Below are 14,545 nucleotides of genomic sequence, written 5' to 3' on the forward strand. Positions count from 1 at the left end.
GACCTTCGTGCAGGGAGTTGCAGACCAATGAAGACCGACCCCGCGACGCCACCACGCCCTGTTGTCCTGCTGGTGGATGACGAAGCCGAGATCCTTGTGGCGCTGACGGACCTGCTGGAAGATACCTTTACCGTCCTGTCCACCACATCCCCGACCGAGGCGCTGGACATCCTTGCCGCCCGCAACGATGTGGACGTGATCGTATCCGACCAGCGCATGCCCGAAATGGGCGGCGACGTGATGCTGGCGCGCGCGCGCGAATACAGCGACGCACAGGCCATCCTGCTGACGGGCTACGCCGATATCGGGGCGGTGGCGGCGGCGCTGAACCAGGGGCGGATTTCGTTCTATTCGCACAAGCCATGGGACCCGGACGCCCTGCGCGCCATGATCGTGCAGGCGGCGGATTACCACCGTCTGGAACGCGAACTGCGCACCGAGCGCATGCTGCTGCATGGTCTGCTGGACAACCTGCGTTCGGGGCTGGGGTTCATGGATGCGCAGGGCCGCTTCATCCGCATCAACCAGCAGGCCGCCGATTTCTATGGCCGCGACATTGCAGGCTGCCTAGGCCATACGGAGGAGGAGCTGTGCGATGCGGACCTGCTGCCCCTGATCCGGGCCGCGCATGAACGCCTGCATAATGAAGGGCGCGACGAGGAAGTGGTCGAACTGCCCGCCCATATCCGTGGCGGCGTGCAGGGGCGGTGGCGCGAGATCACGCGCGTCGTGCTGGGGGCGCTGGGCGACGGGTCGGCATGTTCCGTCGTCATCAACCGTGACATCACCCGCCAGCAGGAAATGGCGGCCCGCCTGCGCCAGGCGGAAAAGATGCAGGCGCTGGGCACGCTGGCCGGTGGCATCGCGCATGATTTCAATAACCTTTTGACCGCCGTCCTCGGTTCGCTTGAACTGGTGCGCGACATGGGGCCGGAAACGGGGCCGATGGCGCGCCTGCTGGACAATGCATCCGCCGCCGCGCAGCGGGGCGCGTCACTGACGCGCAGGCTGCTCAATTTCAGCCGCCCGCGCGACCTCAGCCTTGAGCCGGTGGACGTGAACGCCCTTTTGCACGGCATGAACGACCTGCTGGCGCAGACGGTGGTGTCGCGGCAGGGGAAAAGCGGTGGCGCGCCGTGCGCCATCGTGGTGGATACGGCGGCGTCGGATGGCATGCTGCCGCCGGTCTGCACCGATGCGGGGCAACTGGAGCTTGCGGTGCTCAACCTGTGCATCAACGCTGTCGACGCCATGCCCGAAGGCGGCCTGATAAAGGTGTCCACGGCGCTGAAACGGGTAAGGGAAATCGTGGCGGGCACGAATCTCGTGCCCGGTGAATACGTCATGGTCTCGGTCACCGACCAGGGGGTCGGCATGTCGCCCGATACGCTGGCCCGCGTGTTCGAACCCTTTTTCACCACCAAGGATGTCGGGCGCGGCACCGGGCTGGGCCTGTCCATGATCTATGGCTTCATCCGCCATGTCGGCGGCGAGGTACAGGTGCGCAGCAGGCCGGGCGAGGGCACGCGCGTGGACCTGTGCCTGCCGGTACAGGGGGCTGGGAACGCCACGGGCGCCGTGCCTGCCACCGTGGCCGCCACCCCGGCGGCGGGCGCGGGCCAGCGCGCGCTGCATGTCATGGTGGTGGATGATGAACCGGGCGTGCGCGCGGTGACGGCGGGCTTCCTGCGCGCACGCGGGCATGAGGTGCTGGAATATGCCAGCGGCACCGCCGCCGTGCAGGCCATGGAACAGGGGCTGGGACCGATCGACCTTGTCATCATGGACGTGATGATGCCGGGCATGGGCGGGCTGGAGACGGCCCACCACCTGCAGGCGCTGCGCCCCGGCCTGCGGGTGCTGTACCTGACGGGATACGCCAATGCCGGCGCGCTGCCCGCGGGCAGCGCCGATGTCATGCACAAGCCCTTTACTCGCGCCGATCTGGCCGCCCATATCGACCGGATCATGAACCGCGCCCCGCAGGAGGCATAGGGGGCCGGATCATGTGTGCGGCCTTGCCCCTTGTGCTGGCGTGAGAACGTTTTATTTCTATTGATATGCAAGAATATCATTCATCTCCCCATGACCCTGTCGGGTGGCATGGAACAACCATCTTATGTGTCCGGCGTGATGGCCAGGTTGCCATGGCGGGCGATGGGCAGGTGACGCTGGGCGCCACCGTGATCAAGGGCAATGCCCGCAAGGTGCGCCGCATCGGCCCCACCGGGCAGATACTTGCCGGGTTCGCGGGGGCCACGGCGGATGCCTTCACCCTGCTGGAACGGCTGGAAAACAAGCTGGAACGCTATCCCAACCAGCTTGAGCGCGCCTGCGTGGAACTGGCGAAGGACTGGCGCACGGACCGCTACCTGCGCCGGCTGGAGGCGATGATGGCGGTGGCGGATGCCGAACGCTCCTTCACCCTGACCGGCAATGGCGACGTGCTGGAACCCGAGGACGGCATCATCGCCATCGGCTCGGGCGGCAATTACGCGCTGTCGGCCGCGCGCGCGCTGCTGGGGATCGAAGGGCTGTCGGCGGTCGACATCGCGCGGCGGTCGATGAAGATCGCCGGTGACATCTGTGTCTACACCAATCATTCCGTCATTGTGGAAACACTGGGCGCGGATGCGCAGGACGGAGCGGCGTAATGGACATCCCGAATCATTCCCCGCGTGAAATCGTGGCCGAGCTGGATCGCTACATCATCGGCCAGGCCGATGCGAAGCGTGCCGTGGCCATAGCACTGCGCAACCGCTGGCGGCGCGCGCAGTTGACGGATGCGATGCGTGACGAGGTCGTACCCAAGAACATCCTGATGATCGGGCCGACGGGGTGCGGCAAGACCGAAATCGCACGCCGGCTGGCCCGGCTGGCGCAGGCGCCGTTCCTGAAGGTCGAGGCCACGAAGTTTACCGAGGTCGGCTATGTCGGCCGCGATGTGGAAAGCATCGTGCGCGACCTGGTCGAGTCCTCGATCAACATGCTGCGCGACCTGCGGCGCAAGGATGTGGAAAAGAACGCCGAACAGGCGGCCGAGGACATCCTGCTCGACGCGCTGGTGGGGGAAGGGGCCTCGTCCGAGACGCGCAACAAGTTCCGCCGGATGCTGCGCGCGGGGGAGCTGGAAAACAAGGAAGTCGAGATCTCGATCGCCGAAGGGGGCAGCCCGCAGCCCTCCGACATGCCGAACATGACGCCCGGCGCGGTCATCAACTTCTCCGACATGATGAAGGGCTTCATGAACCGCATGCCGCAGCAGAAGCGCATGACGGTGGCCGCCGCGCGCGCCGCCCTGATCCGGCAGGAAGCGGACAAGATGCTGGATACCGAAGCCCTGACGCGTGAGGCCGTGGCCCATGCGCAGGACCATGGCATCGTCTTCCTTGATGAAATCGACAAGGTCTGCGCCCGTTCGTCCGAAGGGGGATCGCGCGGCGGCGATGTCTCGCGCGAAGGGGTGCAGCGCGACCTGCTGCCCCTGATCGAGGGGACGACGGTTTCCACCAAATATGGCCCCGTACGCACGGACCATATCCTGTTCATCGCATCCGGCGCGTTCCATATCGCCAAGCCGTCCGACCTGCTGCCCGAACTGCAGGGGCGGCTGCCCATCCGCGTGGAACTGGCGTCGCTGACGCGCGAGGACCTGCGCCGCATCCTGACCGAGCCGGAACATTCGCTGCTGCAGCAGTATGTGGCCCTGCTGGGCACGGAAAAGGTCACGCTGTCCTTTACCGACGGGGCGATTGACGCGCTGGCGGAACTGGCGGCCGACATCAATGAACGGGTCGAGAATATCGGCGCGCGGCGTCTGGCCACCGTGCTGGAACGCCTGCTGGAAGACGTGTCCTTCACCGCCGCCGACCGGAGCGGGGAGGATGTGGTGATTACGGCGGAAGATGTGCAGAACCGGGTGGCCCCGCTGGCCCGCAAGGGTGATCTGAGCCGCTTTATCCTGTAGGGCAGTACCCGCCGGTGCACGGGGCCGCGCCACAGGGTGCGGCCCTTTGCGTTCCGTCCCGTTTTCCGGCCTGCCATGAGGCCCCGCGTAACAGGAAAGATGATGACCGACCCCTTCGTAAAGCCCGAGGACGATACCGCCGCCGATGCCATCGCGGAAATTGGCGAGGAACTGGCCCTGTTTGATGACTGGATGCAGCGTTACCAGTACATCATCGAACTGGGGCGCAAGCTGCCGCCATTCCCCGCTGAATGGCGCGATGACGCCCACCGCGTGCCGGGATGCCAGAGCCAGGTCTGGATGGAAGTGCAGCCGCGTGATGGCCTGCTGTACCTGGCTGGCGCGTCGGACGCGGCCATCGTGTCGGGGCTGGTGGCGCTGCTGCTGCGGGTTTATTCGGGGCGCAGCCGGGAAGAAATCCTGGATACGGACCCCCGGTTCCTGCGCGACCTTGGCCTGGTGCAGGCGCTGTCCACCAACCGGGGCAATGGGGTGGAAGCCATGGCGCAGGCCATACGCAAGGCCGCCGCCGCCATGCCGGCCTGAACCTGTTGGTAAGAAAGAATAAACGTTTTTTATCAATGATTTGTTTTCAAACAGCCTCTTAGGCCCTTAAGGGGCGGGGCAGGCGATCAGGCCTGCCCATGCGGGTCAGTAGCCTGCGTCAAAGCCCGCGTCGTCAACGGCGGCGAACAGGTCCTCGGGGTTGGTGGTGCGTCCGTCATAGGTGACGAAGGCCTTGCCCTGTTCCAGCGAGACCTGCACCAGCGATACGCCATCCACGGCTTCCAGTGCCTGCACGACCTTGGATACGCAGCCATCACAGGTCATGCCGCTTATGTTCAGTGTTATTGTTTCCATGATCTGATCGCCTTTAACACCTGCTGGCAGCCGGTATGGGTGCCTGTGGTTGAGAACCGGCGCAATTACACCAGATAAGGGCGTTTAACGCCATCATCTCCCTATTCCCTGAAGGCGGAAGCAGAGGCGCGTAACGGGCATGATCGGGGCCGCCGCACGGTCTTGCCGGGCAGGGGCGGCAACCGCGTCGGTCGGGCCGCATGGTATCCATGCGGACATGCTCGATATTATCGTTCGCAACAAAATTATGGATGGGGGTTTGTGGCGCAGGCGGCGCATGACCAACAATGCGCAGTGGCTCATCCCATGGCGTTCAGGGGCAGCGGCAAGGCCCATGCCGCGCCCTGTCTTTCCATCCCGCTCTGCCGTAGAGCCGCTGTCGCCTGCGTTGCGGCCCGGTAGAGCGGGAGGGCGCGTGGCGTCAGGACGCACAAAAGGCCGGTGCATGACGCAACCGGCCTTTCGGGTCGCAGGTAAGGGATGTGGCGAGCGGCTCAGTCAACCGTGCTCATACGCGTTTCATCGACGAATTTTTCGGTATCATCGTCGATCTTGCGTGATTTGCGGCCGGCGGGGCCATGGACATACAGCGTCTTGCGATCGACCTTCTGGTCGGTGCCTTCCGGCTTCAGCGGCATTTCATATTCCGGCTTCTGCGCGTGGTCGGCCATCTGCAGGTCGGGATTGAAGACCGAGTTGAACTTCCAGATCATGGTCAGGAAGTTGGTCTGCCCGCGCAGCGCAAGACGCAGGGCGATGCCCAGCGTATCCTTGATCGCGCTCCAGCCCAGATGCTTGTTGTTCAGGATCTGCTGGGTCTTGACCAGTTCCTCATAGAACTCACGCAGCGGCAGCGTGGTGGGCATGACCGCGTGCTGGATGTCAAACAGGCGGTAGTCGCGTGTGGTCAGCTTGCGGGACTCGCTTTCCCAGATTTCCGTGCCGGGATAGGGGGTGGTGACGGAAATGTTCACGATGTCCGGGATTTCCAGGCACCACTGGCGGATCACCTCGAAGCGCTCGCGGTCCCATGACGGGTCGGCGATCAGGTTGATGGCGACGATCAGGTCGAGCGAGCGGGCATATTCCAGCGCCTCGAAGTTGCGGTCCATCGATACGCGCTTGCGGAACCGCTTCAGCCCCTCCGCATCGACCGCTTCCAGCCCGAGGAAGATGTAGCTCAGGCCGATTTCCTTCCAGACCGCGAATACTTCCTTGTTGCGCATCAGCACGTCGGCGCGGGTCTCGAGGTAGTATTCCTTCTTGATGTTGCGGCGCTTGATTTCATCAGCGATGGCAAGGCCGTGTTCGGCGTGGACGAAGGCCACGTCATCGACGATGAAAATGCCGGGTTCCTTGATTTCCTGCAGTTCCTCGCCAATCACCTTGGCGCTGGCGGTGCGGTAGGACCGGCCGTAGAAGGTCCATGCGCTGCAGAACGTGCAGTCCCACGGGCAGCCACGGGCGAATTCGATCGACGCCGCCGGGTCCAGCGTGCCGATGAAGTATTTGCGGCGGTGGCGCAGCAGGTCACGCGCGGGGCGGACCTCATCAAGGGATTCGATGAAGATCGGCGGCGGCCCGTCGCCTTCCATGGTGACGACGCCGGGTACGCCCAGCAGGTCCTTGCCCTGCTCCCATGCTTCTAGCAGCAGGCCGACGGTGGCGTCGCCTTCCCCCTTCAGCACGCAGTTGATGGCCCCGTCGGACAGCGCCAGCACGTCACGCGCGATGAACGAGATCGAATGCCCGCCAATGAACAGGAACACGTTGGGCAGGCGCCGGCGCGTTTCCTTGCACAGGTCAATGATCTCGGGGACATTGGCCAGGTAGTTGCCGGAAAAACAGATGGCGTGCGGGCGGAATCGCTCGATGCGTTCCCAGTAATCGGGATGCTTCTCGACCTGCAGGTCGATGATTTCCACATCATGTCCCTTGTTGCGCGCGGCACCGGCAACCAGTTCAAGCCCCAGCGGTTCAAGACGCAGGAAGACCTTCGTGTACATGAGCGAGCTTGGATGAACGGCCAGTAATCTCATTCTTTTACCTCAGGGCATCGATGGGGACGGTGTCACAGCACGGCAGTCCATACGCAATCCGGTAACAAATTTACAGCCGGACCAACGCTGTATTTGTATTTTTTATATATCAGGCACGATTTAGAAAAAATAAGAATAATGACAGAGGGTGGCAATATAAGCGTGATCTGTCATCCAATTCACGGTAATATCACCTATGCATTCAGTTAATGCCTGCATGCCCTTTGCTGTATTTCATGGGCTGGTATGTTTGTCTTTCATGCTCGGCCCTGGGTGTGGGGGACCTATGCGCTGCGGACGGGGCAGGGCGCGGATGGCCTTCATGTCCCCTATCGCGCTGGGCGCTTTCGTGGCAGTGTCGGCACCGCTTAAGCGACGGGGTCGAAATGAAGCTGAAAATCGTGGAAAAAATGTCCGCCCGCCTCGGGCTGCTGGCATGCGGGCTGGTTATGGTATGTGGCTGCACCGCTGAAATCGGGCGCAAGCCTTTTGAAAGCGACGTGAAGTGCCTGCGCGAACAGATGGGCACCACCATGCAGCTCAGCTTCCCCATCGCGGCGAATACCTGCCAGCGGATGAGCGACCACAACTTCGTCTTCAGCAAGAACCACAAGCACGCCGAGCCGCTGCCGCTCAGGCTGCGTGGCGCGCCCGATCTGCAGAAGATGGCGGACGAATACGGTTACAGCTATACAAAATAACGTGTCGGGGCCTGTGCCCCGGCCCGTTCAGTTTTCCAGCTCGGTATCCCAGTACAGATAGTCGCGCCAGCTTTCATGCAGGTAGTTGGGCGGGAAGGCGCGGCCGTTTTCCTGCAGCCTGCGGCTGGTGGGGCGTGTGGGCGTGCGGTCGGGATACATGCGGATCTGGTGCGGCATGTATGATCCCTTGATCAGGTTGCACGGGCTGCATGCGGTCACGACGTTTTCCCAGCTTGTCCGTCCGCCCTTGCTGCGCGGGATGACGTGGTCGAACGTCAGTTCCTGTGTCGGGAAGCGGGTGTTGCAGTACTGGCAGGAAAAATTGTCCCGCAGGAAGACGTTGAAGCGGGTGAAGGCGGGCTTGCGGGCGGACGGGATATAGTCCTTCAGCGCGATGACGCTGGGCAGGCGCAGGCTGTGGGTGGGGGAGCGTACGACGGTGTCATATTCGCTCAGCACCGATACACGGTCCAGCCAGACGGCGCGGATCGCGTCCTGCCATGACCACAGGGAAAGCGGAAAGTAGGAAAGTGGCCTGAAATCAGCATTCAGGACCAGGGCAGGCAGGTATTGACTGTCACAGGGCACGGACGCATTCCTTTCCGAATGCCGCGCACAAGGCTCAGGCGTATTCTGTAGCGAAGCGAACGCCTGTGGTTGTGCGTCGTCGTCAGATAACTGTAGGAATCTATTGCAGACCCCGCATGGCGTGGCAAGTCGCGCGCGTGGGGCCGCTGGGCGCCCTTCCTGGATGGAGGAAAGCAGGAAAGTCGTGGATTTTTCCACTATCTTGCTGTTTTGGTTCGATAATGACAGTCACGACCCGTTTTGCCCCCAGCCCCACGGGGCACCTGCACCTTGGCCATGTCGCATCGGCCCTGCATGGCTGGCGCAGGGCAGCGGAGTCGGGCGGGACCTTCCTCCTGCGCGTGGAAGACATCGACACGGTCCGCTGCCGCCCCGAATTCATCACTGACCTGTACGAGGACCTTGGCTGGCTTGGGCTGTCATGGCCACGGCCGGTGCGCAGGCAGTCGCGGCACATGGCGGACTACCGCCGCGTGCTGGACAGCCTGCGGGCGCGTGGCCTGCTGTATCCGTGTTTCTGCACCCGGCGCGACATTGCCGAAGCCGCAAGCGCCCCCCACCATGCCCCCGATGGCACGCTGGTCTATCCCGGCACGTGCCGCCATATGGACCGCGCGCTGCGGGCGGAGTGGCTTGCGGCGGGGGTGCCGCATGCGCTGCGGCTGGACATGGCGGCGGCCATGCGCCTGCCCGGCGCGCGGGAGCTGACATGGCATGAACTTGGCCATGGCCCGCGCATGTGCCAGCCGCACCTGTTTGGCGACGTGGTGCTGGCGCGCAAGGACGTGCCCGCGTCCTATCACCTGTGCGTCACGCATGATGACGCGTTGCAGGGCGTGAGCCTTGTAACACGGGGCGAGGACCTCATGGCCGCCACCGCGCTGCACCGCCTGTTGCAGCATGCCATGGGCTGGCCCGCGCCGTGTTACAGCCACCATCCCCTGCTATGTGATGACACGGGCCGGCGGCTGGCCAAGCGCGATGGCGCGGTGTCCATCCGCGCCATGCGCGCGGCGGGCATGACGCCACAACAGGTATGCGCCGCAGCCGGCATGCCCGATCACATATCCGCTGTTTCCACCGCTGCGTGTTCGCACTAGGCTATGCGCCCGTTGCCCGGTCGCGTGCCGGCCCGTCTTTATTCACTCTTGATGGATCTTGATATCATGGATCTTACCGCCGCCCGGCTGGACCGGATCAGCCCCAGCCAGACGATCGCCATCTCAACCAAGGCGCGTGCGCTCAAGGCGGCGGGAAAGGACATTATCAGCCTTTCCGCCGGCGAGCCGGATTTCGACACCCCGGACACGATCAAGAAGGCGGCCATGCAGGCCATCGCGGCGGGCGAGACCAAATACACCGACGTCGCGGGCACGCCCGCCCTGCGCCGCGCCATTGCCGAACGGTTCCGCACCGATAGCGGCCTGGATTATACGTGGGACGAGGTGATCGTCTCCAACGGTGGCAAGCAGATCATCTATAACGCCATGGTGGCGACCATCAATCCGGGGGATGAGGCCATCATTCCCGCGCCGTGCTGGGTGTCGTATCCCGATATCGTCTCGCTGGCCGAGGGCACGCCGGTCATCGTGCCGTGCAGCGCGGAAAACGCCTTCAAGCTGCAACCTGCCGAGCTGGAGGCGGCCATTACCCCGCGCACGCGCTGGCTGCTGCTCAATTCCCCCAACAACCCGACGGGTGCGGCCTATTCCGCCGCGGAAATGCGTGGCCTGTGCGACGTGCTGCTGCGCCATCCCGATGTCTGGGTCCTGACCGACGATATCTACAACAAGCTGGTCTATGACGGCTTTCGCGCGCCCACGGTGGTGGAGGTGGAACCCCGCCTGCGCGACCGTACGGTGACCATGAACGGCGTGTCGAAGGCCTATGCCATGACCGGCTGGCGCATCGGCTATTCCGCGGCCCCCGTGCAGATGACGCGCGCGATGAACAAACTGCAGAGCCAGTCCACATCCGGCCCGTGTTCGATCAGCCAGGCGGCGGCGGTGGAAGCCCTGACCGGCCCGCAGGACTTCATCGGCACCATGGTCAGCACCTATCAGGCGCGGCGTGACCTTGTGGTGGGCATGCTGAACGAGGCTGCCGGCCTGCACTGCCCGGTGCCGGAAGGGGCGTTCTATGTCTTTCCGTCCCTTGTCGGCTGCCTTGGCAGGACCAGCGCGGGCGGCACGCTGATCGACACGGACGAGGCCTTCGTTACCGCATTGCTGGATGAGGAAGGTGTGGCCGCCGTGCATGGCAGCGCGTTCATGTTCGCCGGGCATTTCCGCATTTCCTACGCCACCGATACCGACAGCCTGAAGGAAGCCTGCCTGCGCATCCAGCGTTTCTGCGCCGGCCTGCGGTAAGGGACATGGATCAGGATGCAGACCGTACCCATCCGTTTTTTGCACAGCGGATGGACCGCCTGACGGTACCGGCCACCATCGCCATGGCCCAGCGCGCGCGCAACCTGCGCGCGAAGGGGGAGAAGGTTCTCTCCCTTGCATTGGGGGAACCTGACTTCGCCACCCCCGCCGCCGTGATCGAGGCCGCCCACCGCGCGGCGCTGGACGGGCAGACAAAATATCCGCCCGTTGACGGCACGCCCGCGCTGAAGGCGGCCATTGCGCGCAAATTCGCGCGTGAAAACGGACTGGACTACGCGCCCGCCGAAATCATGGTGTCCAATGGCGGCAAGCAGGTCATTTTCAATGCCTTCATGGCGACGGTGCAGCCGGGGGATGAGGTTGTCATTCCCCGCCCTTACTGGGTCAGTTACCCGCTGATCGTGCAGATGTTCGGGGGCGCCCCGGTCTACGCCGACTGCCACGAGGCGGATGGCTTCCGCCTGACGGCGCAGGCACTGGAAGCGGCCATTACGCCGCGCACCAAATGGCTTGTCCTCAACTTTCCCAACAACCCGACCGGCGGGACGATGGGACAGGCCGACCTGGAGGCCGTGGCCGAGGTGCTGCGTCGCCACCCCCATGTCCACATCCTGTCGGACGAGATTTACGAACACCTGCTGTATGACGGGTTGCGGCATCATTCCCTGGCCGCCGTGGCGCCGGACCTGAAAGACCGTATCCTGACGCTGAACGGCGTGTCCAAGGCCTATGCCATGACCGGCTGGCGGGTGGGTTATGTGGGCGGTCCCGTGCCCCTGATCCGTGCGATGACGGCCATACAGGGCAGCGCCACATCGGGCATCTGTTCCATAAGCCAGGCGGCGGCTGCGGCGGCGCTTGATGGCCCGGCGGACATTATTGCGCAGATGTGCGCAGTCTACGCCCGCAGGCGCGAAATGGTGGTGTCCACATTGCGCGCCATACCGGGGCTGACCTGCGCCATGCCGCATGGGGCGTTCTATGCCTATCCGGGTATTGCGGGGTGCATGGGGCGTGTTTCGGCCGGTGGCCACAGGCTGGAAACGGATCAGGATTTCGCCATCGCCCTGCTGACGGAACAGCACGTGGCGGTGGTGCATGGGTCGGCCTTCGGGCAGGGGCCTTACCTGCGCCTGTCATACGCCACCAGTGACGATATCCTGAAGGAAAGCTGCGCGCGGATCGCGCGTTTTGTGGACGGACTGACCTGACATCCATCACGGCCGTGGGCGCGCGGTCAGTCCGGGTCGGGTGAGGGGGGACAGAGCAGGAAGACCCCCTCCGTCACGATGGCGGGCAGCAGCGGCATGGCCAGTGGCAGCCCCGACAGGACAATCGCCCCGGCGGATGCAATGCAGGCCCCCATGTAACCCGTACGGCCACCCAGCCGTTCGGCAATGACAAACAGGAAGACGGCGGCCAGTTCCAGTATGGCCGCCCCGCCCAGCCGTAGCGGGTGGGCCTGTGTCTGCATGCCCATATCCGACAGCAGGCGCAGCAGGGCGGGCGACTGGCCGCCTTCGCCGCCCAGCCCGAACATGAATGAAAAGGGCAGGATTAGCACGCCCAGGATGTCGCGCAGCAGGTTGACCAGCCCGCTGACCAGCGGCAGCAGGACCAGTATGGCCAGGCTGGCGGAAGTACATGTCGCGACAATGACAAGTCCAACCTGGCGTTGTCGCGCCGCAGGGTTGTGTTGCGGGTCTGCCGGGGTCATGCGGTTGCGCCGCCTGCGCCTAGCGCAGCCACCACTTGACGGGTTCAGGTTCGTCCGCTGGCGTCTCGTCCTGCGGGGTGGTGGCCTGTGCTGGCGTGGGGCGGGTTTCTACTGTGCGCTGCCTTGATTTCAGGCGTGTCACTTCTTCGCGCAACTGGCTGTTTTCTTCGCGGGCATTGAACAGGTCGGCGCGCGCGGCCAGTAATTCAGCATCCCGCGCCGCCAGCCTGTCCTTGTGCTCCGCCGCGATGACATCGGCATGGCCGATGCGCGTGGTCAGGGAACGGATCTGCGCCTGTGCTTCCGACAGGCGCAGTTCGGCCTGTTCGCGCAGTTTCTGTTCAAACTGCACCTTGTGGCGCAGATGTTCGATCTCGCCACGGTCTTCCTGCTGCGCATGGATTGCGCGCGGGGTGGCGCGCCCGGTGGCGAGGGAGTGGTGTTCGACCCGGACATCGCCATCCTGCACGAATTTGCGCCGGCGCTGCGTGGGGTCGGCCTGGCGGGCCGGGCGGGCCTTGGCTACTGGTGTCTTTGCGCCGCCTGCGCCGCGGGGCGCGGGCTTGCCCTTGCCCAGCCGTTCAAGGGCCTGCCGGAATGCGGATTCATTTACTTCTTCCCGATGGGCGTTCTGGTCTTCTTCTTTCGGGAAGGAAAGAAAATCATTGTATGGTGACACAGCGGAACTCTCGATAATTCAATGCACCATGAACGGTGTGGCTGAAATGATATTTAGGAATCTATTCCTACAACCAGTGTACCAATGGTGCCTGTTTTTAGGTGATTGACTGAATATATAATTCTTTTCCCCCAACTTGCGCAAGGGCATAAGGAATAATATAACAAAATAAAGTGCCATTTATTATTGATGGATATTTTTAAGTAAAATACTATTTATATAATATGATATAACAGTGATGCATAAATATAATCTGGCATATGTCTCCACCTGCCAATTAAATGATGTATAAAAATAACACCTTATATTCTGGCAGTATGTGGCCCTTCTGCGCCCAGCCGCTTGCGTTCGGGTGGCTGTCTGGTCCAGATAGGGCCTGGTATGGGTTTTCCTGATAATATCCGACAGGATGCGGAATGTGTAACATCGACCAGCAGGCGGTTCCGGTTTCCCTTTCACGCAGGCTCCGGCAGGGCAGCCAGCCGCGCGTGCTGATCGTCATGGGGGTTTCGGGCTGCGGCAAGAGTACCGTGGCCCAGCTTATGGCCGGACGCCTGGGCTGGCCCGTGATCGAGGGCGATGACCTGCATCCCGCGCACAACATCGCCAAGATGAGCAGTGGCATCCCCCTGACGGACGGGGACCGCGCCCCATGGCTGGAGCGGATCGCCCGGCAGGTCCGGGAATGGGAGGGCACGGGTCAGCGCGGGATCGTGACCTGTTCCGCGCTGAAGCGGAAATACCGCGAGCATATCGGCAGCGGCAGCCATGATGTCTGTTTCGTCTATCTCAAGGGCGGCAGGGACGATATCGCCCCGCGTCTGGGGCAGCGGATGGGGCATTTCATGCCGGCCACCATGCTGGACAGCCAGTTCGCCACGCTGGAGGAACCGGACATGGATGATGAGGTCGTCATGGTGCTGGATGTCAATGCGGCGCAGGACCATCTGGCGGAACAGGCCTGCGCGCACCTGTCCGGCCTGCCTGTGTGATGCAGGCGGCCCGGCCGTTCAGGCCGGGTCGGGTGGCGGGGAAGCGGGCGCCCATGTCAGGTCGGCCGCCCCGTTGTCATTAAGGTGGCGCCCCAGCACGAACAGGTAATCCGACAGGCGGTTCATGCAGGCGGGGATATCGGCGCCGATATCCTCCTGCCGCGCCAGTGTCGCCAGCCTGCGTTCCGCCCGGCGCACGACGGTGCGCGCCAGGTGGGCGTGGGCTGCGGCGGGCGTGCCGCCGGGCAGGATGAAGCTGCGCAGCGGCGGGATATCGGCGCGCAGGCGTTCGATCTCGTTTTCCATGGCCTGCAGGGCGGCCACGGCATGGGGAAGCGGACGGGGCGGGCTGGCAGGCATGCAGGCCGCGCCGCCAATATCGAACAGCAGCCCCTGTAACCATGCAATGAAGGCTGCGTTGCGGCCAGCGGGCAGGGTGCCGCGCAGCAGGCCGATGATGGCGTTGGCTTCATCCAGCGCGCCAAGCGCCTCGATCCGTGCCGAATCCTTGGGCACCCGTTCCCCGTTGCCCAGCGATGTCTGTCCCGTGTCCCCGCCGCGCGTCACGATGCGGTCGATGCGAATGGTCATGAATGCGTCCGCCTGTAAAT

General features: G+C 63.6%; 15 protein-coding genes. 9 read left to right on the top strand and 6 right to left on the bottom strand.

What is annotated here, in order from left to right; translation table 11 throughout:
- The first annotated feature begins 27 nt into the window (after positions 1–27).
- The 4 genes from CFR76_RS01135 (at position 28) to CFR76_RS01150 (ending at position 4,513) form a co-directional block, all read left to right on the top strand.
- Positions 28–1,995 carry a response regulator gene (locus CFR76_RS01135; RefSeq protein WP_110555434.1) on the top strand — a complete coding sequence of 656 codons (1,968 nt, stop codon included), beginning with the start codon at positions 28–30 and terminating at the stop codon, positions 1,993–1,995.
- A 65-nt stretch (positions 1,996–2,060) separates the two neighbouring features.
- Positions 2,061–2,654, top strand: coding sequence for an ATP-dependent protease subunit HslV (hslV, locus tag CFR76_RS01140; RefSeq protein ID WP_110555435.1), 594 nt, complete (start codon positions 2,061–2,063; stop codon positions 2,652–2,654).
- On the top strand, positions 2,654–3,967 hold the full coding sequence (hslU, locus tag CFR76_RS01145; protein WP_110555436.1) for an ATP-dependent protease ATPase subunit HslU: 1,314 nt from the start codon (positions 2,654–2,656) through the stop codon (positions 3,965–3,967). Before hslV ends, hslU begins: the two co-directional genes overlap by 1 nt.
- A gap of 102 nt (positions 3,968–4,069) precedes the next feature.
- The gene (locus CFR76_RS01150) at positions 4,070–4,513 is read left to right on the top strand and encodes a SufE family protein (RefSeq protein ID WP_208623906.1); all 444 of its coding nucleotides are present in this window, start codon (positions 4,070–4,072) and stop codon (positions 4,511–4,513) included.
- A gap of 105 nt (positions 4,514–4,618) precedes the next feature.
- Here the strand turns inward: CFR76_RS01150 and CFR76_RS01155 are convergent, their stop codons facing one another.
- Complete coding sequence (locus CFR76_RS01155) at positions 4,619–4,828, bottom strand: heavy-metal-associated domain-containing protein (RefSeq protein ID WP_110555438.1); 210 nt, start codon at positions 4,826–4,828, stop codon at positions 4,619–4,621.
- A gap of 494 nt (positions 4,829–5,322) precedes the next feature.
- Positions 5,323–6,867: a hopanoid C-3 methylase HpnR gene (hpnR, locus tag CFR76_RS01160; protein WP_110555439.1), complete on the bottom strand. Its 1,545-nt coding sequence runs from the start codon at positions 6,865–6,867 to the stop codon at positions 5,323–5,325.
- 386 nt (positions 6,868–7,253) lie between these two features.
- Between hpnR and CFR76_RS01165 the strand changes: the two genes are divergently transcribed.
- Positions 7,254–7,568, top strand: a complete 315-nt coding sequence (locus CFR76_RS01165) for a hypothetical protein (RefSeq protein WP_110555440.1) — start codon at positions 7,254–7,256, stop codon at positions 7,566–7,568.
- Between the two features lie 27 nt (positions 7,569–7,595).
- On the opposite strand, the gene CFR76_RS01170 is transcribed toward CFR76_RS01165, so the two are convergent.
- Entirely contained in the window at positions 7,596–8,156 is a 561-nt protein-coding gene (locus tag CFR76_RS01170) for an HNH endonuclease (protein ID WP_010506513.1), read from the bottom strand.
- A 221-nt stretch (positions 8,157–8,377) separates the two neighbouring features.
- Between CFR76_RS01170 and gluQRS the strand changes: the two genes are divergently transcribed.
- From gluQRS to CFR76_RS01185, 3 genes are all read left to right on the top strand, one after another.
- On the top strand, positions 8,378–9,256 hold the full coding sequence (gene gluQRS / locus CFR76_RS01175) for a tRNA glutamyl-Q(34) synthetase GluQRS (RefSeq protein ID WP_110555441.1): 879 nt from the start codon (positions 8,378–8,380) through the stop codon (positions 9,254–9,256).
- Between the two features lie 66 nt (positions 9,257–9,322).
- Positions 9,323–10,525 carry a pyridoxal phosphate-dependent aminotransferase gene (locus tag CFR76_RS01180; protein WP_167402024.1) on the top strand — a complete coding sequence of 401 codons (1,203 nt, stop codon included), beginning with the start codon at positions 9,323–9,325 and terminating at the stop codon, positions 10,523–10,525.
- A 5-nt stretch (positions 10,526–10,530) separates the two neighbouring features.
- A complete protein-coding gene (locus CFR76_RS01185) occupies positions 10,531–11,757 on the top strand; it encodes a pyridoxal phosphate-dependent aminotransferase (RefSeq protein ID WP_110555443.1) in 1,227 nt (408 codons plus the stop codon).
- Positions 11,758–11,783: 26 nt separating this feature from the next.
- On the opposite strand, the gene CFR76_RS01190 is transcribed toward CFR76_RS01185, so the two are convergent.
- On the bottom strand, positions 11,784–12,263 hold the full coding sequence (locus CFR76_RS01190) for a hypothetical protein (RefSeq protein WP_110555444.1): 480 nt from the start codon (positions 12,261–12,263) through the stop codon (positions 11,784–11,786).
- Positions 12,264–12,282: 19 nt separating this feature from the next.
- Entirely contained in the window at positions 12,283–12,942 is a 660-nt protein-coding gene (locus CFR76_RS01195) for a hypothetical protein (protein WP_110555445.1), read from the bottom strand.
- Between the two features lie 416 nt (positions 12,943–13,358).
- Here CFR76_RS01195 and CFR76_RS01200 point away from each other — a divergent pair, with 416 nt between their 5' ends.
- Positions 13,359–13,934 carry a gluconokinase gene (locus CFR76_RS01200; protein WP_110555446.1) on the top strand — a complete coding sequence of 192 codons (576 nt, stop codon included), beginning with the start codon at positions 13,359–13,361 and terminating at the stop codon, positions 13,932–13,934.
- Positions 13,935–13,952: 18 nt separating this feature from the next.
- Here the strand turns inward: CFR76_RS01200 and CFR76_RS01205 are convergent, their stop codons facing one another.
- Positions 13,953–14,525 carry a cob(I)yrinic acid a,c-diamide adenosyltransferase gene (locus tag CFR76_RS01205; RefSeq protein WP_110555447.1) on the bottom strand — a complete coding sequence of 191 codons (573 nt, stop codon included), beginning with the start codon at positions 14,523–14,525 and terminating at the stop codon, positions 13,953–13,955.
- Positions 14,526–14,545: the final 20 nt, after the last annotated feature.

This window comes from Komagataeibacter swingsii, assembly GCF_003207895.1.
Lineage (GTDB): Bacteria > Pseudomonadota > Alphaproteobacteria > Acetobacterales > Acetobacteraceae > Komagataeibacter > Komagataeibacter swingsii.

What these genes read in the sequence shown, in the direction of transcription:
- CFR76_RS01135 (WP_110555434.1), top strand. Translation starts at nt 28, where the DNA reads ATGAAGACCGACCCCGCGACGCCACCACGCCCTGTTGTCCTGCTGGTG.
- hslV (WP_110555435.1), top strand. Translation starts at nt 2,061, where the DNA reads ATGCAAGAATATCATTCATCTCCCCATGACCCTGTCGGGTGGCATGGA.
- hslU (WP_110555436.1), top strand. Translation starts at nt 2,654, where the DNA reads ATGGACATCCCGAATCATTCCCCGCGTGAAATCGTGGCCGAGCTGGAT.
- CFR76_RS01150 (WP_208623906.1), top strand. Translation starts at nt 4,070, where the DNA reads ATGACCGACCCCTTCGTAAAGCCCGAGGACGATACCGCCGCCGATGCC.
- CFR76_RS01155 (WP_110555438.1), bottom strand. Translation starts at nt 4,828, where the DNA reads ATGGAAACAATAACACTGAACATAAGCGGCATGACCTGTGATGGCTGC.
- hpnR (WP_110555439.1), bottom strand. Translation starts at nt 6,867, where the DNA reads ATGAGATTACTGGCCGTTCATCCAAGCTCGCTCATGTACACGAAGGTC.
- CFR76_RS01165 (WP_110555440.1), top strand. Translation starts at nt 7,254, where the DNA reads ATGAAGCTGAAAATCGTGGAAAAAATGTCCGCCCGCCTCGGGCTGCTG.
- gluQRS (WP_110555441.1), top strand. Translation starts at nt 8,378, where the DNA reads ATGACAGTCACGACCCGTTTTGCCCCCAGCCCCACGGGGCACCTGCAC.
- CFR76_RS01180 (WP_167402024.1), top strand. Translation starts at nt 9,323, where the DNA reads ATGGATCTTACCGCCGCCCGGCTGGACCGGATCAGCCCCAGCCAGACG.
- CFR76_RS01185 (WP_110555443.1), top strand. Translation starts at nt 10,531, where the DNA reads ATGGATCAGGATGCAGACCGTACCCATCCGTTTTTTGCACAGCGGATG.
- CFR76_RS01190 (WP_110555444.1), bottom strand. Translation starts at nt 12,263, where the DNA reads ATGACCCCGGCAGACCCGCAACACAACCCTGCGGCGCGACAACGCCAG.
- CFR76_RS01200 (WP_110555446.1), top strand. Translation starts at nt 13,359, where the DNA reads ATGTGTAACATCGACCAGCAGGCGGTTCCGGTTTCCCTTTCACGCAGG.
- CFR76_RS01205 (WP_110555447.1), bottom strand. Translation starts at nt 14,525, where the DNA reads ATGACCATTCGCATCGACCGCATCGTGACGCGCGGCGGGGACACGGGA.